The organism is Bradyrhizobium sp. JR4.1 (assembly GCF_040548605.1).
Classification (GTDB): domain Bacteria; phylum Pseudomonadota; class Alphaproteobacteria; order Rhizobiales; family Xanthobacteraceae; genus Bradyrhizobium; species Bradyrhizobium canariense.
This window is the reverse complement of record NZ_JBEPRY010000032.1, coordinates 37,161-60,785: the sequence shown is the minus strand read 5'-3', so window position 1 is coordinate 60,785 and position 23,625 is coordinate 37,161. Positions and strand designations below refer to the sequence as shown.

Sequence of the window (23,625 nt, the reverse complement as noted above, 5' to 3'; positions counted from 1 at the left end):
GGATCTCTTGGGGGATCTCCCGAGGCATGTTTTAAGGGCGGGTGCCATGACTGACTTTGGACGGCGGGGGGTGATCCCCCCGTCTGCGAATCTTTATCGAATCCCACTTATGCATTTGGCGGGACTATGGTCGGCCGGACGACAGTGGGCGAATGACGCCGAACTGCGGACGCCGCAACTGATCGGCTGGGCAAGGCGCCCGGTCGAAGCCCTGCGGCAGCGGATATTCACTGGTCGACCCCGGTCGGCGGAGGACTATCACGAGCCGCAGTCGGAGATGTCGGCTTTCCTGCGGTCGTGCCGCCGGATTTTCTGGGCTCTCGCGGCCTTCAGCGGCATGAGCAATCTCCTTATGCTCACCGGCTCGTTTTTCATGCTGCAAGTCTATGATCGGGTGCTGCCCGGGCGCAGCATACCGACGCTGATCGCCTTGATGGTTTTGGCCACGGTTCTTTACCTGTTCCAGGGTGGGCTCGACCTCGTCAGGAGCAGGATCAGCGCCAGGGTCGGCCGGTATTTCGATGAAAGGCTCAGCGTTCGCATATTCGACGCGCTCGTTCGCCTGCCTTTGAAGACCAGAGCGGATGGCGATGGCTTGCAGCCGGTGCGGGATCTCGATCAGGTCCGCAGCTTCCTGTCGAGCGGAGGGCCGACGGCACTCTTCGATCTGCCCTGGATGCCGATCTATCTCGGCGTCTGCTTCCTCTTTCACTTCTGGATTGGCGTGACTGCGCTGGCCGGCGCGCTGGTCCTGGTCGGCATTACTATGCTTACGGAAACACGCACGCGAGGGCCGGCAAAGGCGTCCTCGCGTCTCGCCGTCTCGCGAACTGCACTGGCGCTGGAGGGGCGGCGAAATGCCGAGGTCCTGCAGGCCATGGGCATGCGGCAACAGGCGGGCTTACGTTGGCGCGATGTCAACGCGAAGTATCTCGCGGCCCATGAGCAGGCCAGCGATGTCGCAAACGGACTCGGTGGCGCCTCCAAGATTTTCCGGGCGATCCTGCAATCGCTGGTTCTCGCCGTCGGCGCCGTCCTCGTCATCAATCAGGAATCGACGGCCGGTATCATCATTGCCGGATCGATCCTCACGGCGCGGGCACTGGCGCCTGTCGAAATGGCCATCGCGAACTGGAAAGGATTCGTCACCGCGCGGCACTCCGGGCAACGGCTCGATCGCTTGCTGAAGCTTCTGCCCAGCGAGGAGGAGCGGTTGGCATTGCCTCCGCCTGTCGCAAACCTCACGGTCGAAAACCTGTATATCGGCGCCCCAAACTCGGAGAGGCCCACCGTCAGTGAAGTGTCGTTCCATTTGCGGAGCGGGCAGGCGGTTGGAATCATTGGTCCGAGCGGATCCGGCAAATCGACATTGGCACGTGCGCTGGTGGGGGTGTGGCCTTGCGTTCGAGGCAGGGTCCGGCTCGACAACGCCGCGCTCGATCACTGGCCTTCGGACGCTCTGGGCAAGCACATCGGCTATCTGCCCCAGGACGTCGAGTTGTTCGACGGCAGCATTGCGATGAACATTGCACGGTTCGACCCGGAGGCAACGGCCGCCGCAGTTCTGGAAGCATCGCATGCCGCGGGCGCACACGACCTCATCCTCTCCCTTCCGGACGGCTACAGCACGAAGATCGGCGAGGGAGGGCTGGCGCTGTCGGCGGGTCAGCGGCAGCGTATCGGGCTCGCGCGCGCCTTTTACGGCAAGCCCTTCCTGGTCGTACTTGATGAGCCGTCGTCCAATCTCGACGCCGAGGGCGAGGAGGCCTTGACCGAAGCGATCCTGAACGTGCGCCGTCGGGGCGGAATTGTCGCCGTGGTTGCGCATCGTCCGAAGGCGTTGGAAAGTGTGGATCATGTCTTGTGCCTCGGGGAAGGCAGGGTGCAGTCCTTCGGTAAAAGAGAGGAGGTCCTCAAGAGAGTGTTGCGAAATCCCACACCGCTCAAAGTCGTCGCGGAAGCTCAAGGAGGCGGTCGATGAGCGGCCTGGTGACACCGGCGATGCATTCGATCCAGCGTTACATGATCGTCGGTATGATCTTGTTCGGTTTGGTAACCTTTGGGATCGGCGGTTGGGCGACAACGACCCAATTGTCGGGCGCGGTGATCGCCCAAGGCGTCGTTGTGGTGGATTCGAGCGTCAAGAAGGTTCAGCACTCCACCGGCGGGATCGTGGGAGAGTTGCGCGTCCGGGAGGGGGCCCGGGTCAATGCAGGAGATGTTTTGATCCGCCTCGATGAGACTCAGACGCTCGCGAATGCGACCATCGTCACGAACAGCCTCGATGAGTTGTTCGCGCGGCAGGCTCGTCTGGAGGCCGAGCGCGATGGCGCCGAGCAGACTGTCTTTCCCAAGGTGCTGCTCGACCGGGCCAAGGAGAGCAACTCCGAGGCGAGCCGTGCGATCACTGCGGAGCGAAAGCTGTTCGAGCTGCGTCGTCAGGCGCGAAGCGGCCAAAAGGCGCAGTTGCAGGAGAAAAGCGCGCAGCTGGAAAACGAGATCAAAGGCCTTACAGGGCAGACCGAGGCCAAGCAGAAGGAAGTCGAATTTATCCGGCAAGAGCTGGAGGGCGTGCGCAGTCTCTGGCAAAAGAATCTGGTGCCGATCACGCGGCTCAATTCCCTCGAGCGCGATTCCGCCCGCCTCGAAGGCGAGCGCAGCCAGCTGGCAGGAATGATTGCTCAGTCGAAGGGCAAGATCGCCGAAATCGGACTCCAGATCATTCAGATCGACCAGGACCTGCGGACGGAAGTGGGCAAGGATCTGATCGAAACGCGATCGAAGCTATCCGAGCTGAGCGAGCGCAAGACTGCGGCGGTGGATCAATTGAATCGGATCGATATCAGGGCACCGCAAACCGGCCGCGTCCACGAGCTGAGCGTCCACACGGTTGGAGGTGTAATCTCTCCCGGTGAGCAGATCATGCTGATCGTGCCCGATGCTGACTCGCTTGCGGTTGAGGTCAAGATCGCACCACGCGATATCGACCAGGTCTATATGGGGCAGACAGCGACAATGCGATTCGCGGCATTCAACCAGAAGACCACGCCCGAAATCGACGGAGAGGTCAGCATGGTCTCGGCAGACATCACCCAGGATCAGCGTGCCGGCACGAGTTACTACACGGGTCGCGTCCTGCTGAAACCGGAAGAGCTGGCGAAACTCGGGTCGGCCAAGCTGTTGCCCGGCATGCCGGTCGAGGTCTTCATCAAGACGGCAGGTCGGACCGCGCTATCCTACCTGCTCAAGCCGCTGCGGGATCAGGCGGGGCGCGCGTTCAAGGAACGCTGATTCTTCGCGGGAAGATGGTAGCGCTCGACTGCGCGAATTCGGGGCTGGCGCCCAATCCGTGGGCGCCAGCGTTGCGATTAGCCTCTGAAGGCACGGCTGGGCCGGATGCATCCGCCGCGGGCGTGGCTCGCCGACGAGTGCGCGTCACAAGCCAGGACAGAGCCCGCGGTCTGGTTTGAAGGCTCGGCCGCGCCGTTCTGGTGATTTCGGGTCGTCGCAAGAGATTTGGTGGGGCGAGCGCGGTGAGATCGACCCACCTCCTGATCAACCGCAATAGATCGCGCGGCTTTCGACGGGTCGACCGGAGCGGATGCCTGTTGTCTGTGGACGAGACTACGGATCGCTCGAACGACCGTCCGCTCAGTACGTCCATGCGCTTGGCGTACAGGGTCATCGCGGCGACGAAGACAAGTATTGAAGCTTCAGCCCCCAGGATGACGAGTAGCTCACCTGGCATATGAAACTGTCCTGCTCGAGGAAGCGCCGTTTGACGATCTGGCCTCGGTGAATAATTAAATCAACAATTAAAATCATGGTGCGACGTTAAATTGTTACTGGTGCTGGGGGCGCGAAGCACGTTCCGTGCGGCGCTTGACGGGCCTCTCCACGGCGACACCCGCGCCGACCGTTCTTCCCGTCCTCCCGCGGCAGCGCCCTTGGCGCGACGACGGCTCCTTGCAGGCGAGTTCCGCATCTATTTAATTGTTTATTTTATTGTTGCGGACCGAATTAAATATAAATAGGATTAAATATTAATAGGAGAGACGATCGTTCCCGCGGCCGCGGCGGCGGCGCTGGGCGGTGAATCCGGGGCCCTCAATTTGGCGTTCGCAGGGGAATCGGCAGATGCAACGAACCTCTGGGCCAGTCGTCGCAGCAGCCATAGCTGTGATCATAGGAGGCGTTCAGTGGGCGCGTGCGGCATTGTTGACCATGCCGACGGCCCCGCAAGCGGCTCTTGCGCACATCGAGCTGGGACGCCCGACGCTTCCGCCGCTCACTTACACGGTGTTTTGCCTGCGTTATGAGGCCGAATGTCGCCTGCGGCGCTTCTTCCGCGGCGGACCGGTCCGGCTGACGGAGAAGCGATGGACGGACCTGCGGGAGATCAATCGCGTGGTCAACCTGGCGATCGCGCCAGTTCGCAACGAGCTCGGTCTTGCCGGCGAGGCGTGGATCATCAACCCCGCTCAGGGCGATTGCAGCGGCTACGCGGTAAGCAAGCGCCACGAGCTGCTTCGGCGCGGGTGGCCGGCGCGAGTCCTGTTACTGAGCGAAGTCGTCGTCGGTTCCGGAGAGCATCACTTGGTGCTTCTCGTGCGTACCAGGAACGGCGATGTCGTCCTCGATAATCTCACGCCGCAGATCATGCCATGGTCGCGGACGCCCTATCGCTGGGTTCGCGTGCAGAGCCCGGGTCGCGATGGGCTGTGGGCGGCGGTTGGGCGGGAAGGGACATGAGCGCCGGTGCCCTGAGCCTCCCGCCGCCGCAAGGCGCGAGCTACGCCTCGGCGCACTTAAGCTGCTCGATAGCTGCTCGATCGAAGCGAGCCGGTCTGCGAGCACATGATCTAGCCGAGGGGATCCAGAGAGGAACAGGCCAAGTCACAGGGGGAGGGCGCCAACATACACCGCTAACGGCTCGAACCTGGTCGGTGACGACGTCTAGCGAGATGGCCAATTGGCGCGGCAAAAAGGGTGAAGCAAGGGACATTCAATGGCTTTCTTTCGCTCGGTCGAGCTGAGAAATCAGGAGCCTCACAATACTGAGGCCGCTCCGTTCTCAAAAAAGAGTCGTGCTTCACCGGTTGAGTTCGTTCACCGCGTCGAGGCTAAAGTAGAACCGGGTAGGCGCGAACGGCCGTCGTCGCGGTATGCGGTTTTGTGGTACGCCACTTGTGTTGCGTTGCTTTTCCTGTCGCCAGCCTTCAATTTCGGCGTCCCTCCGTGGCAGGTCCCCGCTGCCAAATTGCTTCCCCCGGGTTGCCTTGTGGCGGCTTTCGTCCTAAGCGCCGGCTGCGCGCTTTCCATGCGGCCCCCGCGAGAGTCATACGTGAGGCGGACAGTGGTGTCCACCATGGCGATTTTTGGCGCGGTCTTCCTTGGATTTGTGCTCGCCAAAACCACCTATTCCCGCGCCATCACGTTTGGCGTTTTCACGTCCGCGTTGGTCTTTGTCCCGGCCCCGTACCTCGTAGGCGCGTCGGGGCTGCGTCAGGCCCTGGCACTTGTCGGCCTGATAGCTTCAGCGCTGGCGGGTTTGGCGGTGGTGCGCTTTACGCCCGAGGTGCCGGCTAGCACGTCGGGCGTGATAAAGACTGAGTTCTACAACCTCGATGTCCACACTTACTCGAGAGCTTTCCCAAAATCTGCGGTAGCCGGCGGCTCGCTGGCACGGATCGAGGATCGTTATCTTCTGTTGAGTGGAGATGGTCATCTCCACCTCTTCTCTCGGGAAGCAGGTGACAGCCTGACCATCAAGACGCTTCCGTATCGCGTGCCGATTAACGGCGATGCATTTTCTGCGGCTGCCGGGCGCCCCTGGAGCGCAGGAGTCGGTTGGGGGCCGGAAGAGGCGCAGAGGAGGCAGGCCGGACACGAGATTCTTAATCCGGAGTGGTTCCGGACGTATGGCTTACTGGTTCAGGAGGTCGGGGCGAGCACGCGCATCTTTGTTTCGCACGCTTTCTGGCATGTCGCTGAGGAATGTTGGACGGAGCGGATCTCCGTCCTGGAGTCGAACCGCGCGGCAATTCTTCGCGGCGAAGTGGGGCTCGAGTGGAGAGCCCTCTACGAAACGACACCGTGTCTACCGGTGCGCGGCGAATACCGTCGCCGCGGCATTCCGTTCGTCGGTTATTTTGGGGGAGGGCGGATGGCTCTCCTCAATGCAGATACGTTGCTGTTGACCGTTGGTGACTTCGGTTTTGACGGGCTCGCCTCGGTTCACGCCTATGCGCAGGATTCGTCTGCCTCTTATGGTCAAACGGTGGCGATCAATATTGCTGATGGGCGAGCCAGGACTTTCACCATCGGTCACAGGAATCCCCAAGGCCTCTACATCGATCCGTCTGGGACAGTATGGTTGACCGAGCATGGCCCCCAAGGCGGCGATGAGCTGAATCGACTGCTCCCGGGCGCAAATTACGGTTGGCCATACGCGACCTATGGAACGGACTATGGTGCATTCGCGTGGCCGCTGAATAAGCCTGAACCGGAGCAGAAGGGCTATGAAGCTCCTGTGTTCGCTTGGGTCCCGTCGATTGGGGTTTCCAATTTGCTCGTCGTGGAGCGCGGATTACTTCCGGAATGGCGAGGTGATCTGTTGATCGCTTCCCTCAAGGCTGCGGCGTTGTTTCGTGCGCGCGTGCGGGACGGCCAGGTCAAATACCTCGAGCCCATAGCGATAGGAAGCCGCATTCGCGACCTCGTCGAGGGGCATGATGGCACCCTGATGTTATGGACGGACGATCAAGAGATGATTTCGCTTCGCCCGAAAGAGGGTGTTACCGGTGAGACACTTTTTGCGGAGAAGTGTGGTGGCTGTCACCAGTCGAGCTTGACCAACGGCAATCGGATCGGCCCAGATTTGCTCGGTATCATCGGTCGTCAAGTCGCGTCCGTCGGGAGCTATCCAGATTATTCCCCGAGTTTGCGTCGGCTGGGGGGTATATGGACGGAAGAGCGCCTGGAGGAGTTCCTCAGAGCCCCAAGCAATTTCTGTCCCGGGACTATGATGGATTTTGCAGGTGATGCCAGCGCGACAGAGCGCCGGGCTATACTCAGTTATCTGCGTACGCTTTGACAAAGGTTTCGTGGCGCGAACCGGGCTTTGAAATTTTGCCATGCGTTTGCCGCGTATGGTATTCGGCCTGGTCTTCAAACTCAGGTGCGATCCCGATCATGTCAATGCGGCGCAGCGCGGCTTCAACGGCCTTTTGCCGATAGACCTCGAGAAGTTTGTGGCGCAACACGCGGCAGCGCTGGATCTCCCAAGAGAGTTCGGCCACATCGATCGCGAGCAGCCATTCGATGGCCGATCTTGGCGCGAGGTCGGCGAAGACCGCCTGCCGCAGCGCCTGGTAGTGGTCGAGATTCTCGCCTGGCAGCAGCAGGGGCGGTGCCAACACCTCGAACTCGATCGGCAGCGCGGTCGCGGTCGGCTGCTGCGCCGTTTGGAATGGCCCGTTCATCGCGGTGAGGCCTCCGATCCAAGGTTTGCGGGCAAGGCCGCGCGCATCAAGTTGGCCGTATCGTGGACGGGGCTCGCCGCCCACAAGTCCTGCGCCACCAGCAAGGGCGCGATCTGCAGGTTGGACCACCACGCGCGCTCGTTACCTTGCCGGTGCAGTTCCTGGTGATGCGCGCGGCACAACGGGATCGTGAACTCGTCGCTGACCTTGCGCCCGAGCGCGCGGGGCTGGGCAAACTTCAGATGGTGGGCATCGCACGGGGTTTGCTGGCAGACCAGGCAGGGCTGCCGGCAGACGAATAGCAGGTGCGCCTTGCTGCGCTTGCGCGGCGGCTCCTTGGGATAGGCCAGTCCAGTGTCCTGCACCGCCGGTTGCAGCGGAGCTTCGGCAGCCGCTCCCGCGAGCGGCTCTGCCGACAGGCTTGGCTCGGGATCTAAGGGCGCGTGTTCGCCCCTGCTGCCCGCGAGCCGGCCGACCTCCTCCCGGCGGGTCTGGTAGGCGGCCTCGACGATCCGGGCGTCTGCCGCCGGCAGGGTGTTCTTGAGCGGCAGGCTGGCCTTGGTCCAGGCAAGCAGGCCCTCACCCTCGTGCAGGGCGGCGAGCTGGCGCAACAGCCGCTCCCGGAGCTCCGCGGACTCTGGCGGCCCCAGCACCGGTGCGCGGTTGAGAACGTCCTTGGCGAGCTTGGCTTTCGCGCCAGAGGCTGCGTGCGGCGCCGCGGCCGGCGGGCCGGCGACCACATCGGGGGCGTCGAGATCATCCTCGCCGGTAATCCCGACCAGCGCGAACAGGGCATAGCGCCTTGCGTAGGTCAGCGCCGCGCCCATGCGGTGCGGCGCCTCGACGTCCTTGAGTGCGCAGACCGGCCAGTCCGAGGAGATCCATTCGCCGGAGGCATGCGCGAGCAGGGTGGTGAGGTGAATGATGCCGGTGGCCGGCTCGACCCGGGTGGTCTGGATGGTGGCGATCTCCTGCGCGCTGAGGGTCTTGCGCACGATGTCGAGGCCCGAAGCCAGCGAGGCGTAGCGAAACGTCCGATCGTCATCACGCAGAAAGGGGCGAGCGGATCTGAGCCGTTAGGGTTTTCTCCGGGTTGGTCAGTTCGGCCTGGGCGCGGGCCAGCGCCGCTGCGATCGCCCCGATATGCTCACTGGCCTGGTGCATGGACGGCCTCCATCTCCACCGGATCAAAGCTGATGGCGCCGGATTTGGCGCGCTTGGCGCGAAGGCCGTGGCCGATCGCCTCTTTGGCGTCCTCGGGCAGCAGCTTCTTCAGCTCGGCCTTGGCCAATTCGTGCTCGCCATGGGCGGCGCGGGTGCGCAGATAAGGTCGCCGCGCAGTCGGCCCAGAGATTGGACGCGGTCATGTCGACGACCTTGACGGCGGCCAGCCGCGGCCGCGGCGTCTCGATCCCGAACAGGAGCGGCGGCTCGCCCCTCTGCACGCAGCGCCAGAACTTCTTTTCGGCCGTGAGCAGCAGGTGCTGGTAGAGCGGATCGGCATGCACCGTGAGCTCGACCCATTTGCCGCCGCCGGTGATGATCGACAGCACCGCCGAACGGGCGGCGATCACCCACATGTTGTGCTGCAGCTGCGCCATGTGTTTGTCGGCCGCGGCCTCCTCGGTGAAGGCCCAGGGCAGCATGAACTTGGCCTCGAACACCGCGCCGGTTTCTGCGACGATGCCATCGAGGGTGACCGCCATCCAGCTGTGGACGGGATGCCGTACCCGTTTCTGAATTTCCGTAATTGTCATACCCGACGCGCGCTGGTACCAGCTTCGGTTGAGGTCTTCGGTGACGGTGCCGAGCTGCACGATCAGGTTGTTCGAAAGATCTTGCGGCGCGATCTCGCCGCGCTTTTCCCGCCACAGACGCGTGAGGTCGTCCTGATCATTGCCCATGATGATGCGGGCATCCGAGCCGCCGATAAAAGCGCGCCGGTCGTTGGGGTCGAACTTGATGATGCGATGTGGCGCCTCGGCGCCGTCGGTTGCAATCGGGATCACCGGTCTCTCCTTGGTTTGGCAAACGTGGCTTGGCGCCGCACCACCAAAAGCCCCGCAGCTGCGAGGAGAGAAACCGGGGCAACGGCCCAGGCCCGGTCCGACTCAGTAACGCTCCGTTTGCGCGCGAAGGCCAGCGCTTTCTGCAGCAAGATTCTTGCTCTTTTGGCCGCCGGCGTGCGGCGGTCCTTTGCGGCTTTGAATCGGCGCGCTGCCGCCTTGATGGGGCAACACCAAACTAGCGTCGGCAGATGAGATCGAGCTGGATGCCGAGCACGAGGCCGGCGGCGACCAGTTGAGCTTCAAGGTGACCGGTCACAGCCGTGAGAAACGGATCGTCGTTGCAATCGGCGCGAAAGGCGCGCACGCGGCCCCAGAGTTCGGCCAGCAGCTCCGCCGCCGCTTGGTAGCGCTCCGGCGGATCGCAGGCGGGACTAAGATGGGCAAACTCGAAGGGCGGCTCCATCGTTGTCTCCGGGACAAAGGCGGCTCAGACTTGGCCAGTAACGCTCCGTTGGCGCGGCAATGCCAGTGCTTTCTCCAGCAACATTGTTGTTTTTGACCGGCGACCTGCTGCGTGGGTCCGGAGTGGTCCCGGTGCGCGCGGTACATGATGGCGCGACGCCGGTTTGGCTCTCGGCGCCGTGGCCTAGTATCAGTATCCGAACGGGTCTTTGCTGACGGAACTACAGCCCATATCGGAATCGTTGACCATTGCACGCGTGGCCGCCCAGTTGAGGAATTGCGAGGTGCTATCGACCTGGTCATCGTGCCTTCCATATGGAAAGGCAAGAAGCTCCGACAGATATTCATCGAGCCAAGGAGCATCGGACGGCAGAGCCCGAGCTGCCGGGCGGCTACGACCAGCGCCCAGCCGGATACCCACCCGGCGTTTGGCATCAACGACGATGGGAAGAACGAATCCGAACTCCTGCAGGCTCGCCGCGAGCTTGCCGATCTGGGCCGTCGCGTGTCGGCGCGTCTGCTGGCCCAGCGGCTTGAGTTCCTCGATCCGCACAGGAACGGGGGTGAGGTCATGTCGCAGCGGATAACCGTTGGTCCGCACATCGGAATGTTGCATCGGATCGCCTCGCAAAAGCTAAGAGAGGAGCCGAGCCAACTAAATTGGACTACGGTTAACGATTCATCCCAGCGCGCGGACGCCGATCTTGCAACAGTGGTTATCCACAGAAGGAATCGCGCGCGCACCGACGCCCGCCTCAATAGCGTGGCGCAAAACCATTGCCGACGCGGTGCCTGCGCGTCTGCGTTATTCCGTGCTCAAGGCAACCAGATTCCCTGTTCGCCCGCAAAAAATTCGCTGTTCCGGAATGCCGGAGCGAGACGAGACAGTTTGATTTGCGTTGCGATTCTACGGGCATTGCGCAATGTGCGGACCAGATGACGGCTCTGCAACGCGCGCTTTTCCCTGTAAAATTCCCTGTTCGCAGGGAATTCGGGCGCACTTGGGATGTGCGAAACCCTGAGTTTCCGCGGCATGCCCCGGCGACGGCTGTGCGCTGGGTTCGCGTGCAGAGTCCGGGCCGCGATGGGCTGTGGGCGGCCGTTGGGCGGGATGGGGCGTGAAACGCCGGCGCACGGAGCCTTGCTTGGCCAGAACGGGCGAGCTACTCCTGAGTGCATTTGAGCCGCTCGAGCGAAGCGAGCCTGTCCTCAAGCGCAACGATCCGGCGGAGAAGGTCAAGGCGTGACAGCCCAAGGGTAGCTCGCGTCGATCCAATGACGAAAGCGGCAGCACATGGCCGTTCGGAATTGGCAGTGAGGACGCTGGATACGCGCAGGACGCCGTCGCCGGTCAGCACATCCACCCAACCTTCGGAGGGTGACCGGCCCACGATCCGGCCCGGCACGCGGCCGATATAAGAGGGGGCATCAAGCCGCGGCGAAGCGTTGGCGATGATAAGCCGCTGAGCGTCAAGATGGGTGAAGGCACCAGGAAAAGGCGGAGTTAATCCGCGGATCATTCGATCAATGACGTCGGTCGGCTGTCGCCAATCAATCTCGCCATCGTCCGGCACGCGGGTGCAGCCATAGGAGGCCTGATCGGTATTCTGGCCGGTGCCCTGATAGCCGGCGACGACTCGCAGAACTACCCCGCCGAGCTCACGCTCCTGGATGGCATTGAGACGATTGTACAGGCACGCGACCGTGTCGTTCGAGCCGATCGGGATCGCCTGCTGAAACAGCAGATTGCCGCCATCGAGCTCCGGGACGACAAGGTGAATGCTGATTCCGGCGGTCGTCTCGCCATTGATGATTGCCCAGTTCACGTTGGCGCGGCCGCGATAATGAGGCAGAAGCGAATAGTGCACGTTAACAAAGCGACACAATGCAAGAATTTGCGGCGGGATTATCCGATCGAAGGAAGAGATCACGACGGCAGCGGGACGCAAGTCGGCGATCGCTTTCCGAAGCTGGTTCAATTCCTGCAACTCCGTGACCAGGATACCTTGGGCTTTCGCAAATGCCTTTAGCGCGCTGGCTTCGGGTTGGTCCGGCTTCCGGAAGACCTGGGCCACGCGGCACTGCGCAGCCAACGACCGAAGGGCAGTGAAGCCTGTCGGTCCGTCCGCGAGAAGGAGGACATCGGGCTGCAGCCGCTCGGTCATGTCATTCCTGCCATGGTACGAGCTGGGCAAAGCCGTCCCGTGTCACGGCACCGCCGCGCCACACCCATTCGGCTGCCCGCAATCCTCCAGTCTGCAATCGTACGATCGGCTCGGGGCCAATCTCCGACAGCAGGATGCCCATATGGCCCTGCCCGACCGGCTGCGTGGGCCAGAGGGAAAAACCATTTCGGGCCAGCGCCGCTCGATCGACGTCGCCCCAGAACTGTACCACGACGGCGCCGGCGGGCGCGCATGCAGCCAGATGCGCAGCTTCCGCTTGGCCGATACGCGGCGCTGCCGCTGGCTGCAACGCGACAACGAACGCGTCCCATCCTTCGGGATGGACCGCCGCAGCACTGTCGAACGTCGTGACGCTCGCCCCCGAGCTTGCTAGTCCAGTGCGCAACGGGACAAGGAAGTCATTGTCGCAGAGCAGACCGATTCTGTTGCCGAGCACCGCCAAACCGCAGTCGTGGAGCTGTTTCACGGCAAGCGGTCCGAGGAATGAGAAGACGTCCACGGCGGGGTGTCGCTCGTTGACACCGACCACCGGGATTTTGCGCATTGCACACGCTTCGATATCCAGGTCCTCACGACGAAATTCCCACGCCTCGAACATCAAGGCGATCACGGCGTCGTTGCGCAAATGTGCAATCAGCGGAGCCATCAGGGGGCGAAGGTGGCCACTGTTGGTTATGATGTCGACATTGCAAAGCACCTCGGGGCTGATCTTCTCCAGAATTTCGATGCGATCAGCGACGCCCAAGGGGGCAGCGAGCTCCAGAGTCTCTTGTTTGGCATCGGCCACGGTCCCGTGGCGGCCAGGTTTTGCAAACGCGTAGACGTGCTTGGCTCCGGCCATCGCGGCGAGGACGGCAGTCACGGCGTAGGCGCCAGTCGCCGCTTCGGTCAGCACGGTCAATTCCGAAAGATCTAGCCCTGTTCGCTCGACGGCAAGCTTCATCAATGTTCGCAGCCGAACAGGCGAGAAGCCCGGCCTGGAAGGAATTCGCTTGTCGATATCGGCTGGTCGCGGTTGGGTGAAGGCAGTTCCTGCCTCAATTCCGGTCGTGGAATGGGATCCCGCCATTGCCGCTGCAAATACTGGATTCATGATGCCCTCGACCTGCGCGCTCTGGATATCCGATCGCGTGCCGCCCGGAGCACGTTATAGAGCGGATCGGGTATGAGGGCGCGGAGATGATCCTGCCAACTCATTCGCTCAATGCAGTGGTCTTCGCCGGGACGCGCGGCCCAATACCGGACGCGGCGTTCGCCCGGCGCCGGGACGCGGCGCGTCGTCGTGTAGTAATACGATGCGACGGAAATGCGCATTCGACCAGGCGGACATGTGACCGGATCAGGGAGGCCGTGAAGAGTGGCGCCGTGTGTCTTCCACAGGATCATGGTGTTGAACTGCGGGAAGATACGGCGTCCGAGAGCTGACATGTCGGCAGGCCACAATTCGAGGCTGCCGCCGTAGGCTTCGGGCCAATCCCGATTGAGATAGATGAGGAGATTGACCCGGTGGAACAGTCGGGTCGTCGAATGAACCTCGAAATCGCGATGAATCTTCGTGAAGCCTCCCGGAGGCGTTCGATGTACCCCCGCAAATTTGTGGGTTGGATCGGAGAGAAGATCGCGAACTCCAGTGATGGCCGACACGAATTCACGGAAACGAGCGCTGTCCACCAGGCTCAGCAGATGTTGAGTGGCTGGCCCGAGCCCGTGAGAAATCTCCTGCTTCACTAGGCGATCGGTGTTTGTGGCAATCAGGTTGGTTTCTTCGAGCGCGACGCATTCGGCCGCAACCATATCCAGTAATTTCTCGGGAAATGCGTCGTGGACGACAATGTGTGGCCAGGGTTTTGCACTGGCGTATTCAGAACGCAGGGCATCGCCTTGGGCGAAGAGGCCGCTTAGCGAGTGAAGTTGTACGTCGACATGCAATTTCGCGGACTCCCGCTGCGGCGGCTTCGAGCTGCCCCCTTCCAGGCATGCTGCCTACAAATTTAATTCTATGATTAAAACTGCGCGAATTAAATGTCAAATTAAATAACAGGAGGGTGTGTGCTGCGCACGGGTGGAGATTGGGGGATCTTCTCCGAGGCAGATGTCGTTTCAATCTGTTGCTCCGCGAAGTCGAATACGCCTGTGACCAAATTTAAATCGTTAAATTAATATACATCAGTTGCCACGGGATGATTTTGGTCTATTCTGCAAGATGGGCTGGTGTTGCAGGATGATCCCCATGACCCATCTTGATACCGACGGCGAAGATCGTCGTGAGTTCTTGAAGAGCTGCGGAAAATTTGCCGCCGTCACCCCTCCTGCCATGACGCTGTTGCTGTCCACCTCTCTTACTTCAGCCGCGATAGCCAGTTCAGGCGGTCATATTGTGCACGGCAACAATGGCTACGGCAACGGCGGCGGTGACGGCAGTCCGAACAATAAAGAGGATCGCGATCGCTAGATGTTGCTGTGGACAGCCGCGCCATAGCGGTGTCTACGGCGTCGCGCCCGTCGCGGGGCTCAACCGGTGCGGCGGCGCTTGCGGCTGGATGAACGGTTGATCAACAAATCGTCCAGCTTCTTGCCGGCTCGGAGCTGCGCCTTCAACCAGCGGGGTTGCTTGCCACGACCGGACCAGGTCTCGGACGGGTTTTTCGGATTTTGATACTTCGGCAGCACTGGCGGGTAGGGGCGGCGCGCACGTTCGCCGTTGGGGGCCCCGGAAGTTCCCTCGATCCTGCGAAGCCGCTCTTCGAGCTTGGCTTTTTCCGCAATCATTCTCCGACTAAGAACAGTCGTCACTTCATCGTAAAGCCGCCAAAGCTCGGCTGTGGCCGCGGATGCCCACTCGTCGTTCCCCATGGAAGCCGTCCCCACTACTTCCGATTTGAAATAGGAGGGGGGCTTATCAGGTCGAAGCCCCGTCGGGCAAGCCTGATCGGCCTGCCCACAGAACTCTAGTGTGCAGTGCGGTACTTCTTGGGGCTACCAGCCGGGCCTGTGCCTTCGACCGGCCGGTCGCCTCCCAGCCGGTCTCCGCCGGCGGACCCTTCGCATCGGGCCGAGCAAGCGCTGCTCGGCCATCGACACACGACTACGTAAATTCTGCAATTCAGTGAATTGAACGATCAGAGATTCATGCGTTTGCCGCAAAACAGCCGAAGAATACATGTGACCACCTACTCATTACCAGCGATGACCCGTGACCGCAGATTGAAGTTTGCCGGGTTAACGAAAATGTCGCCCGAACTTTGCTGACCAGGTTTTCATCGGTGCCCCTGCCGAAGCAGCCGTTATCGTTCGAGACGTCTGATTAATGGTTAGAAAATTTCCACTCCTCATATTGATGTTGGATGAATAGTCTTACTTTTTGAGCCTCCTCCGTGTTATGGGTCGAGGCTTTTCAGCCGCCTCGCTCCGGTCAAGTTTGTCGAATGTTAGATTTGAATCATGAATGTGACTATATATCGTTCGTAATAAGTGGTCGGTGATGAGCTTGATGGCTGTTAACCAATCCTGACAAGGCAGCCACATACTGGACCGCCAGATCTGCGGGAGAGTTTTGCAGATCATAGCCAGCTGAGAAGGCGCTGTTTTGTAGATGAATCGGCTGCTTCGGATTTTCCGTGGAGGACCGCAATCCTACGGTGCTGCATGCATTCTCAAAGCGAGTTACAGTGGTGTGGCCATCATGCGTTGCCGATACGCGCCGCGACGAATCGACAGTGCGGCGTTTTGGCAGAACGGATTGGTTGTGCTTCCCGCGCGTCTTGAGGTGAATGCAGGAATAAAAACTGCCGCGCGGGGTATCAGGGATAGGCAGGGGAAGCATGCGCCGCATCAGAGTCGTCATCGCGGATCGGCATCCGATCGTCTTGCAGGGGATCAGCAGCGTCCTTGCGGCGCAGCGCGATTTTGCGATCGTGGCCGCCTGCGGCGATACTGCAAGCTGCATTGGGGCCATCCGACTTCTGGTGCCCGATATTGCACTGGTCGATATTGCAATGCCCAGTATCAGTCGACCGGACATTCTGGCGATCGCAAACACCGCTGGCCAGGGTACCCGGGTCATTTTCTTCGCTGAAAAGGCCGGCGATCAAAGGTTGCAGACGCTGGCCGCGGGCCGTGCCTGCCTCGTCCTCACGAGGGATGCTGAGCCGGAGATGCTGGTCGCGACCCTGAGGAAGGTCGCGGAACGCCAGGGACCGGCATCGCGGTCGCCGTGCACAGGTGGCGAGGTCCGTGGGGAGTCTCACACCGGTGAGGAAAAGGCTCCGACGCAGCTGACCGACCGGGAGCGGCAGATCATGAGACTTGTATCGGAGGGGCTGTCGAACAAGGAGATTGGGCGTTTCCTGAACATTACCGACGGTACGATCAAAGTCCACCTTCACCACATCTTCCAGAAGCTCGATATCAGCAATCGAACAGTTCTCGCGGCATTTGCAATTTCGCAAAACGGGAAACATGCGGCCGCACGTGAACTCGCCTCTTCCGGCCTACTACAGCAGGATTCGGCGGTTCGAAACGACGAGGACGTTAAGCGAAGCAATGTCCTTCCGGAAGGTACGCGTTAGCTGGACACCGCATCATGCTGGGCGGTGAGCATCGGTTGCGGCGCGCAGATGCTCGGCCATGTTGCGGCAGGCTCCTTCGGCCTCAGCCAATGTTCGGAAGGGCGACCCGCTGATCTTGATCGCGCCATTGTTCTCGTAGAGTGGTCGCCAACTCGCCAGGTATCCGGAGCGTCCGTGAAAGCCTGGACCGGTAGGGCTCTCCAGGCTGATCACAAACGAGAAGCCATCGCCGCTCGCGCTCCAGATCTCCATGTTTTCGATGGGCCGGTGAAATTGCAGTGGCATGGCAATCATCCGTCGTGCGCTGCCCTTAATCAAGCTAATCAGATATATGCATATTAAATATCAGTTTGACACTCCAGATTGGGGTCCCGGCGCCGGGGCGAGCAAGCCCGAGGCCATGGAAATGCTGGCAATCTGCTGGCGGCGCACGCTTCGCAATCTCCATCTTTCAAACAAAATTCTGGTTGAAAGTCTATTTAATATATAATAGGAATAAAGCAAATTTAAATCAAGGGGAGCGCATCGTGAGCCAAAGTGGCAATGAAGATGACGACCGGCGGGCGTTCCTGAAAACCTGCGGCAGATTCGCGGCCGTGACACCCCCCGTCATGACGCTGCTGCTGTCGACATCGCTGACCTCGACGGCCATCGCGCGTTCAGGCGGACAGAACGGAGCAACGCATGGCGACGACAGGGGCCAGTCGTTCCTCGACAACGACCGCCCGTCCTCTGCAGCGTCGGGGTCCTCTGGCGGCGGGGCACCTGGAGGCGGTGGCGGACCTGGGGGGCGGCGTGGTGGGGCATCTGCTACTGGAGGGCCATCCGGCAGTGGCGGCGGATCCGGCGGAGCGGCCGGTGGCAAAGGACCTTTCGCGACGGGAGGGAACTCCGGAGATCCGACCGCATATGGAGGGGTCGATTGTGCAGATGAAGAAGACGACGAGCGGAGGCACAAGCCCGAGTGCGAGCGATCCGCCACTCGACTTTCGAGCGCAACCCGCTCCGAGCATTAACAACGGTTCGACCCGCTGTTGTTGCATGCTGAGCAGCCTGGCCCAATGGAGCGTGCCGCGCCTGGGCACATGAGTACTCTATTAACGCGCCGCCGCATCGTTATCGGCAACGCAGCATCCGAATGTTAGTCGCGTTTTTCTCTGATTGCATATTTTTTTGTCCACCATCGAAGCTGGCGGAATTCTCGCGGACATATTGCCAGGAGACCTCACATGAAAATCTGCGCTCGAGTGGACAACCCCGCTGCTGTTCTTCGCCAGCGTCTTGAAGCGCTTGCCTCCCAACTCGCGGAACTTGAGAGTCTCAGGGACCGAGTGGATCGAGAAGAGAACCATCAGCGCGAGCTGCGCCGGTCGGGCTATCTCGGACGGCGCGCGAGCTCAGAGCGCAACCCTGCAACGTCGCAGATTTAAAGCTTATGCCTGCTCCGCCTGGTCGCAACCCATCAAATTATTCAGCGAGAGTCCGAAAGCGAACGGATGGTTCGAATTTAATCGATCATATTTGGCTCGGCGGGGGGCGAGCGGTTCATCCGCAGCAGCATCCCGTCACGCCGAGAACAGGGGCGCTAGTTTTCTGGCGCAGTACGTGCGGGGAGCGGGGGGTCTTCAATCTACTAACTAGTTTCGCTTGAAAGGATGAAAGCTCGTGAATGATGCCAATGTGAAAGTCGAAACGCAGGCCGATCCGGTGAATGAGAACGCGAATGGTGCAAAACCAAGGTTCGATTTCCCGCTTTTGAATTTCCAGGAACTCCTCCGTGGCTTCGCCGAGCAGGGCGCCGCACAGACCAAGAAAAATATCGCGAGCATGAAAGCGACTTCCGAGGAGATCAGCGACATTCTCCGTGAAGCCTGCTCTATGAACGCCAGAGGGGCCGTTGATTACGGCGCCAAGGTCATCGAGATTTCCAAAGACAATACCAGCGCCACCCTGGAGTTTTTATCCCGGCTCGCTGAGACCAGGTCGCTGCTGGATATCGTGCATCTTTCGACCGCCCGAAGCCGCGAGGCTTTCGAAGTTGTCTCCGCACAGAATCGGGAGCTTTGGGAGCTCGCGCAGAAAGTTGCGATCGAGACGACCGAGCCCATCAAGACCAGCTTCAACAGAGTGCTGCACAAGACCGTCTGAACCGAGGCTACCGGCCGCGCGGATCGACTGGACAGGCGTTTCCGCGACGAGGGGACGCTCGGTCCAGTCGATGGCGGGCCAGCGTGCTCAGGGTCCGCAACAGATTGCAGGAAACGAAGATGGGTGTGGTAATGATCAAATGCCCGGAAACGGGCGACGCTATTTCGACGGGTATCGAGACTGATCGCGAAAGGTTTCGCTGCAGCGCGGTATTCTTCTCGCGCACCTATTGTCGGGTCTGCGCGGCTACACACGAGTGGTTCGCGCGAGAGGCCTGGGTCTACGAGCCTGCCCTGGATAGTCGGTCGCCGGGCGGCTGGCGGGCGTCTCGCGCCGGCGCGGCTTGAATAAGTCCTGCTCCGCCACGCGAAATTATCCGATCGATCCTGCGGCTCATCACCTTGTAGCACTCGCATGCCACGGCTTCGAGCCGCGGCCGGTCAATCTCGAGCTGACCGCGGCGGTTGGATTTCAACGCTCTTGACGCGCGCAACGCCCTCACAACATGCGTGACCGTGGTGCGTCGGACGCCCAGTAGCTCCGACATAGTCTCCTGGGTCAAGGGGAGGAGATTGCTGCCATTCGCCCGGTCGTGAATTTGAAGCAGCCAGCAGGCCATCCGGGCTTCGACGGAATGCAGTGCATTGCAAGCCGCGACGTGCTGAACCTGCGTCAGCAGCGATCTCGTGAAAATCTGCACCATGGATGCGATCGCGGCGCTGCGCCCCAGAGCTGACAAAAATTGCGCCGCCGGAATCTGCAGCACGGGCCCCGGTACGCGGACGACTACCGTCACGGATGAGTGGGATGTGCCAAGCGCCAACGTTAGACCGATCGCACCTTCACGACCGATCACCGCTATGGCGGCAGTCTGCCCGTTCGGCAAGTCCACGATGTAGGAAATCGCGCCGCCACAGGGGAAGAGAAGGTGCTCGATTCGATCTCCCGATCGGACCAGTACGGCGTCGCGCTTGAGTACGACTTTCCGCAGGTGAGGCGCAAGCAAAGCGAAATCCGCCGCCGGCAACGCTGCTAACAATCGATTACCAACTCTTGTCGCGTGGTCCATCATGGGATTCGTCCCCCACGGAGGTCCGGCGCTAGGTCTCCTGCCGGCTGGTGCCGGCTGGTCTGCACTACTCAACAGCGCTCCAATCGGTCACCGGAGATATGGTTCCAATTGGGAGTCGTGCGTGTGCGACGGCACCGCCACGCACGATCCCGCTAGATCCTGCGATTGGCTCCAACTGGAGACCGGCAGGCTCGCGGGCATTGCAGTTGATGTCGGCCAAGCCTATCGCTCGTCCGCCTTCTCGGGAACCGGAAAGAGTGTCATCGAAGCGGACGCTCTATGCCTGTGCGACGGATGCCAATTTTCGGCCGAATATGCTCAGGCGGCGACCGCCTAATCATTGAACGTTCTTAACTCGTGGCTGACTCTTAATCAGCGGGTCCCAGGTTTGGGCCCCGCCCACCGCACCTCGCAAAGCCTTAGGCCGATCCACGGTTTGAGAAGACCGAACTAAAACGGTTTTTCAAACGGTGCTTTTTGGATCCTACCGGACGGTTGCTCCCGACAACGTGATCGGCGGTGCCGGTGACAAAGCGGCTCGCCGAGCGGCTTCCCCACTAAGTCACCATTTGCCGAACGAGTGTGCCGCAAGTTCGAACGACCCTGCTATTGAGCAGATCGGCCCTTGGTGCGGCTTCCTATTTTAGGCGAATTGCTTGTGACGTTCACGGAGGGAATCCATCCACAGGGTGAGATCCTGCACGTGCTTGAACATATCTTCGGGAGGCGGCGAAGCGGCATTTCGCCCGCGGGAAAGATCGTGAGCGTCCGTGATATCGCAACAAAGTTTGAATCCTGCCTCCCAAGCGGTGACGTCAGCGGCTTTCGGGTGCGGCGCTTCAGCGCCTGCTGGAGACGCGCGACGCGCTGGCGCGTCAATCTCGTCGCCAAGGCCTTGCGAGAAAGCAACCAGATCAACGACGAAATCAGCCGCGCTCTTGGTTGTGACTCCGCATCCTCGTTTTCGCAGGCTTTCACCCGTCACATAGCTGGGCGCCTGGCCCGTGTCGCAAAGGCTTTCACCTGTCAGACGTGGTCCAATGATTGCCTGTCGCGTATGCTTCTGACACAAATTTACAGGCCGAATCTACCGAATGCGCAACGTCTGGAACAGTCTGACGATCCGTCCCATCGGTATGAATTGCCGGCGGTTCGTCTCAAAGTATTTGATTAGCTCGTCGAGTTCGTCTTGCGTGGGCTGTCGGTTACGCTCTTTGCTCTTTCCAACCAAATTGAGGTGACTTAACGCGACGCGTGCGAGGCGGGCTTCCTCGGCTGAAACCTCGACACCGTGCACGGCGGCGGCGTTCGTTATGATTGTACGGAGAAGGACAAATCGATTGCCAGTGTCGCGGGGGCCAGCGCCCAGCTTGGCGCGCTTTCTTCCGAACTCGATCAGCGACTCTCTGTTGAGAGCGGGCAGCTTCACACTGCCGAGTTCGGTCTTGAGCTAGGCCATCACAGCAGCTTTTGATCGGCGAGGGGGCTTACCGACCTCGCGCATGTCTTGGTCGTGCAAGTCAATCAGATCGCCAAACGTGCGAACGTTCCGGACCACGCGTGGCTTCGACGATCCATTACGGTCAATGTTGCGCTCCATTTCGAGCGCCCATTCTTCCTTCGCCATCCTTGCGTCTTCGGAACGTCTCGGCCACATAACGGGTCTTGCGCCGGACTTGGACGCGCCGGTTTCCGGATGCAATTTGTGTAGGTCGCCACGCGTGTGCACTCCGGCTTTCGTGTGCACGACGTGTGCACCGGGAGATCCAGAAAAATCCATTAGGCGCAAGCCTGCAGGGCCCGCCCTTTCATGCCAATGAATCAGCCTTGACGTTCGGAAGCTTTTGACGCGAAGCAGGCCTGCGAACGATGCTACTTGCCTTCGTTCCAGATATCGGTGGCGAGCTTCCAATCATTTCCGACCTTTTCCCAAACCACGACATATTTTCCAGTCACTTCCTGTGGTGTCGGTCCCTTGGTCTTCAGCACGAAGGTGCCGATCTCGCGTGCCGCCATAGGGCCAAGCGGCTTAACGTCAACGGTGGTAAGTTTCGGATCGCCAACTTGCTCCGCCATGCCTTTCCACATTGTCTCGATGGCTGCTCGGCCCTGCACCATCGCAGAGCCGGGCGGGAATGCAGTCGCATCCGTGCTGTAGAGTGACCCAATTCCAGAGAAGTCGCCCTTGTTGAACATTTCAATCCATTTGGCGTTGATCACTTCAATTTCGGCCTTCTGAGCCGATGCTAGGCCGGTCAACGAAATCACGAATGCGATCACCAGTGCTATGCTGCGCATGATCATCTCCAATTCTGATGTAGATACGAATGCGAGCGGCAATTGTCCTGACGTCGAGTGGATGCGCTGAACGCCGCATCCCAGACCGCGTTTGGCGCAACAGCAACTCCGGAGGACTACCGTCAACAACATTGACAGGTAAGAACAAGGCCGCACCGGGTGCGATCGAGCGACGAGGTTGATTGCTCGTTATCGAAGGTTCACCGATAGAGTGACAGGCCGCAAGCCACCGGTCCAACAAAGAGCGTTCCCATGTTGCTGAACGTCGTACTTCGACTGAGAAGGGAGAAGTGCCACTCTTGATGTGCCTGATCGCATTATGCCCTTGAGGCGCGGTCGATACTCCGACAAGGGGATCGCTTTGTAGCGATGTCATGGAAGCCCGCGCCTCACCTCGTGGAGATTAGTAGCCGAGCATCAAGCGGCCACCCCGGCGCGTCTTGTGGCGGGCAGTCTTACAGGCGGACACCGGTTGTAGCAAACGCTTGGGCAACTGGTTTCTGCACCTGATCCAAGAGCGCCATTGCTGCAATTGCGATCACAACGGCAGCAGCGCAACCGAGCAGAAAAGCCTTCATGCGCGAACTCCATCATTTACAACCGTACTCATCTTACGATGCCGCTTCCTGTGAGTAACTGTGGCGAACGATCTCAAGCTCGCCCGCAGTTGCTGCCGGGTCTAGGGGCTCTTAAAAACCGGGTCGATCGAAAATGCATCGCTCATCAACCCCAGCGATTGAAGGTTGGCGCTTTGCAAGTCCACTTCCAATATGAGGAGGAGCAGCATGAGCACGACAACCGTAAAAGCGAGCAGAGGCGAGGCTTTTCGGGTAGCTGGCTCTGGAGCGATCAAGAACACGCGCATGGCGCGTAGCCATGAGATCATCCGCAGCAATGGCCTCGATTGCCCCAGCATGCCTTCTTCCTTGACATGACGAGCAAAAACCAAGGCTAGGACTCGCGCTGCCGCGATTCAAGGGAAGATTGCGGGCGGCGGGCGAACTGACGCAGTGCGCGTCGAGGAACGGATACCGATCCTTCCTCGTTGAAGCTTGCGCCCCAGAAGGAGGATCTGGCCGTGAAGGCACTGACATCCATACTATACCTGGCAGCGGTCGTGGCCTTCGATAGTGCGCTCGCCCAATCCCGTCAGACGGGGGCGCCTGCGCCACAGACGGTTCCCGAAGAGAGGGGCCAGCCGCAGCCACAGGGCTGGACCGGCCCGGTTAATACGGGTTCGGGCGGCGCGCCCGCCGAGAGTCCGCAGGGCCAGAGCCCGCCCGGGATGCAGGCGGCGCCCGAGGGCTCGTCCAAGAAAGTCGTGGCGCCGAAGAAGTAAGTGCGGTGCCGCGGACACTTATTTCGGGCATTCTTGACGGCATAGAGTGACCATGGCTG

The 23,625-nt window shown here is 60.6% G+C and carries 22 protein-coding genes and 3 pseudogenes; 10 read left to right on the top strand and 15 right to left on the bottom strand.

What is annotated here, in order from left to right; all coding sequences use genetic code 11:
* Positions 1-46: 46 nt before the first annotated feature.
* From ABIB90_RS36970 to ABIB90_RS36955, 4 genes are all read left to right on the top strand, one after another.
* On the top strand, positions 47-1,981 hold the full coding sequence (locus ABIB90_RS36970) for a type I secretion system permease/ATPase (RefSeq protein WP_354202499.1): 1,935 nt from the start codon (positions 47-49) through the stop codon (positions 1,979-1,981).
* Entirely contained in the window at positions 1,978-3,291 is a 1,314-nt protein-coding gene (locus tag ABIB90_RS36965; RefSeq protein WP_354171086.1) for an HlyD family type I secretion periplasmic adaptor subunit, read from the top strand. The genes ABIB90_RS36970 and ABIB90_RS36965 overlap by 4 nt, the downstream gene beginning before the upstream one ends.
* 846 nt (positions 3,292-4,137) lie before the next feature.
* Positions 4,138-4,752, top strand: a complete 615-nt coding sequence (locus ABIB90_RS36960; protein ID WP_247475343.1) for a transglutaminase-like cysteine peptidase — start codon at positions 4,138-4,140, stop codon at positions 4,750-4,752.
* A 616-nt stretch (positions 4,753-5,368) separates the two neighbouring features.
* Entirely contained in the window at positions 5,369-7,096 is a 1,728-nt protein-coding gene (locus tag ABIB90_RS36955; protein WP_354171088.1) for a PQQ-dependent sugar dehydrogenase, read from the top strand.
* On the opposite strand, the gene ABIB90_RS36950 is transcribed toward ABIB90_RS36955, so the two are convergent.
* The 8 genes and pseudogenes from ABIB90_RS36950 to ABIB90_RS36915 form a co-directional block, all read right to left on the bottom strand.
* Positions 7,074-7,484 carry a hypothetical protein gene (locus tag ABIB90_RS36950; protein ID WP_354171090.1) on the bottom strand — a complete coding sequence of 137 codons (411 nt, stop codon included), beginning with the start codon at positions 7,482-7,484 and terminating at the stop codon, positions 7,074-7,076. The genes ABIB90_RS36955 and ABIB90_RS36950 overlap by 23 nt on opposite strands.
* A pseudogene (locus tag ABIB90_RS36945) lies at positions 7,481-8,648 on the bottom strand (ERF family protein). The gene ABIB90_RS36950 and the pseudogene ABIB90_RS36945 overlap by 4 nt, the downstream one beginning before the upstream one ends.
* A pseudogene (locus ABIB90_RS36940) lies at positions 8,632-9,388 on the bottom strand (YqaJ viral recombinase family protein). The pseudogenes ABIB90_RS36945 and ABIB90_RS36940 overlap by 17 nt, the downstream one beginning before the upstream one ends.
* Positions 9,389-9,728: 340 nt before the next feature.
* On the bottom strand, positions 9,729-9,956 hold the full coding sequence (locus ABIB90_RS36935) for a hypothetical protein (protein WP_354171094.1): 228 nt from the start codon (positions 9,954-9,956) through the stop codon (positions 9,729-9,731).
* A gap of 189 nt (positions 9,957-10,145) precedes the next feature.
* Entirely contained in the window at positions 10,146-10,571 is a 426-nt protein-coding gene (locus tag ABIB90_RS36930) for a ParB N-terminal domain-containing protein (protein ID WP_354171096.1), read from the bottom strand.
* 547 nt (positions 10,572-11,118) lie between these two features.
* On the bottom strand, positions 11,119-12,120 hold the full coding sequence (locus ABIB90_RS36925; protein WP_354171098.1) for a methionyl-tRNA formyltransferase: 1,002 nt from the start codon (positions 12,118-12,120) through the stop codon (positions 11,119-11,121).
* 1 nt (position 12,121) lies between these two features.
* On the bottom strand, positions 12,122-13,234 hold the full coding sequence (locus tag ABIB90_RS36920; protein WP_354171100.1) for a hypothetical protein: 1,113 nt from the start codon (positions 13,232-13,234) through the stop codon (positions 12,122-12,124).
* Complete coding sequence (locus ABIB90_RS36915; RefSeq protein ID WP_354171102.1) at positions 13,231-14,070, bottom strand: 2OG-Fe(II) oxygenase; 840 nt, start codon at positions 14,068-14,070, stop codon at positions 13,231-13,233. Before ABIB90_RS36915 ends, ABIB90_RS36920 begins: the two co-directional genes overlap by 4 nt.
* Positions 14,071-14,362: 292 nt before the next feature.
* Between ABIB90_RS36915 and ABIB90_RS36910 the strand changes: the two genes are divergently transcribed.
* Positions 14,363-14,593 carry a hypothetical protein gene (locus ABIB90_RS36910; protein ID WP_051058403.1) on the top strand — a complete coding sequence of 77 codons (231 nt, stop codon included), beginning with the start codon at positions 14,363-14,365 and terminating at the stop codon, positions 14,591-14,593.
* Between the two features lie 59 nt (positions 14,594-14,652).
* On the opposite strand, the gene ABIB90_RS36905 is transcribed toward ABIB90_RS36910, so the two are convergent.
* Positions 14,653-14,994: an H-NS histone family protein gene (locus ABIB90_RS36905; protein ID WP_007592797.1), complete on the bottom strand. Its 342-nt coding sequence runs from the start codon at positions 14,992-14,994 to the stop codon at positions 14,653-14,655.
* A gap of 968 nt (positions 14,995-15,962) precedes the next feature.
* Between ABIB90_RS36905 and ABIB90_RS36900 the strand changes: the two genes are divergently transcribed.
* A complete protein-coding gene (locus ABIB90_RS36900) occupies positions 15,963-16,709 on the top strand; it encodes a LuxR C-terminal-related transcriptional regulator (RefSeq protein WP_354128789.1) in 747 nt (248 codons plus the stop codon).
* Between the two features lie 12 nt (positions 16,710-16,721).
* Here ABIB90_RS36900 and ABIB90_RS36895 read toward each other — a convergent pair whose 3' ends face one another.
* The gene (locus ABIB90_RS36895; protein ID WP_166517484.1) at positions 16,722-16,994 is read right to left on the bottom strand and encodes a hypothetical protein; all 273 of its coding nucleotides are present in this window, start codon (positions 16,992-16,994) and stop codon (positions 16,722-16,724) included.
* A gap of 239 nt (positions 16,995-17,233) precedes the next feature.
* Between ABIB90_RS36895 and ABIB90_RS36890 the strand changes: the two are divergent.
* Positions 17,234-17,530, top strand: a pseudogene (locus tag ABIB90_RS36890) (hypothetical protein); the annotation flags it as partial.
* Positions 17,531-18,374: 844 nt separating this feature from the next.
* Positions 18,375-18,857: a phasin family protein gene (locus tag ABIB90_RS36885; protein WP_354171106.1), complete on the top strand. Its 483-nt coding sequence runs from the start codon at positions 18,375-18,377 to the stop codon at positions 18,855-18,857.
* A 280-nt stretch (positions 18,858-19,137) separates the two neighbouring features.
* Here ABIB90_RS36885 and ABIB90_RS36880 read toward each other — a convergent pair whose 3' ends face one another.
* Complete coding sequence (locus ABIB90_RS36880; protein ID WP_035992968.1) at positions 19,138-19,929, bottom strand: Crp/Fnr family transcriptional regulator; 792 nt, start codon at positions 19,927-19,929, stop codon at positions 19,138-19,140.
* A 625-nt stretch (positions 19,930-20,554) separates the two neighbouring features.
* Between ABIB90_RS36880 and ABIB90_RS36875 the strand changes: the two genes are divergently transcribed.
* On the top strand, positions 20,555-21,103 hold the full coding sequence (locus ABIB90_RS36875) for a helix-turn-helix transcriptional regulator (RefSeq protein WP_198288336.1): 549 nt from the start codon (positions 20,555-20,557) through the stop codon (positions 21,101-21,103).
* Positions 21,104-21,379: 276 nt separating this feature from the next.
* Here ABIB90_RS36875 and ABIB90_RS36870 read toward each other — a convergent pair whose 3' ends face one another.
* From ABIB90_RS36870 to ABIB90_RS36855, 4 genes are all read right to left on the bottom strand, one after another.
* Positions 21,380-21,556, bottom strand: a complete 177-nt coding sequence (locus ABIB90_RS36870) for a hypothetical protein (protein ID WP_245285875.1) — start codon at positions 21,554-21,556, stop codon at positions 21,380-21,382.
* 245 nt (positions 21,557-21,801) lie between these two features.
* Positions 21,802-22,227 (bottom strand): YybH family protein, encoded by a 426-nt coding sequence (locus tag ABIB90_RS36865; RefSeq protein ID WP_007592779.1) that lies wholly within the window; start codon positions 22,225-22,227, stop codon positions 21,802-21,804.
* 455 nt (positions 22,228-22,682) lie between these two features.
* Entirely contained in the window at positions 22,683-22,805 is a 123-nt protein-coding gene (locus tag ABIB90_RS36860) for a hypothetical protein (RefSeq protein ID WP_007592777.1), read from the bottom strand.
* Positions 22,806-22,906: 101 nt separating this feature from the next.
* Positions 22,907-23,176: a hypothetical protein gene (locus tag ABIB90_RS36855; RefSeq protein ID WP_354171109.1), complete on the bottom strand. Its 270-nt coding sequence runs from the start codon at positions 23,174-23,176 to the stop codon at positions 22,907-22,909.
* Positions 23,177-23,344: 168 nt separating this feature from the next.
* On the opposite strand from ABIB90_RS36855, the gene ABIB90_RS36850 reads away from it, so the two are divergent.
* Positions 23,345-23,566 carry a hypothetical protein gene (locus ABIB90_RS36850; protein ID WP_354128785.1) on the top strand — a complete coding sequence of 74 codons (222 nt, stop codon included), beginning with the start codon at positions 23,345-23,347 and terminating at the stop codon, positions 23,564-23,566.
* Positions 23,567-23,625: the final 59 nt, after the last annotated feature.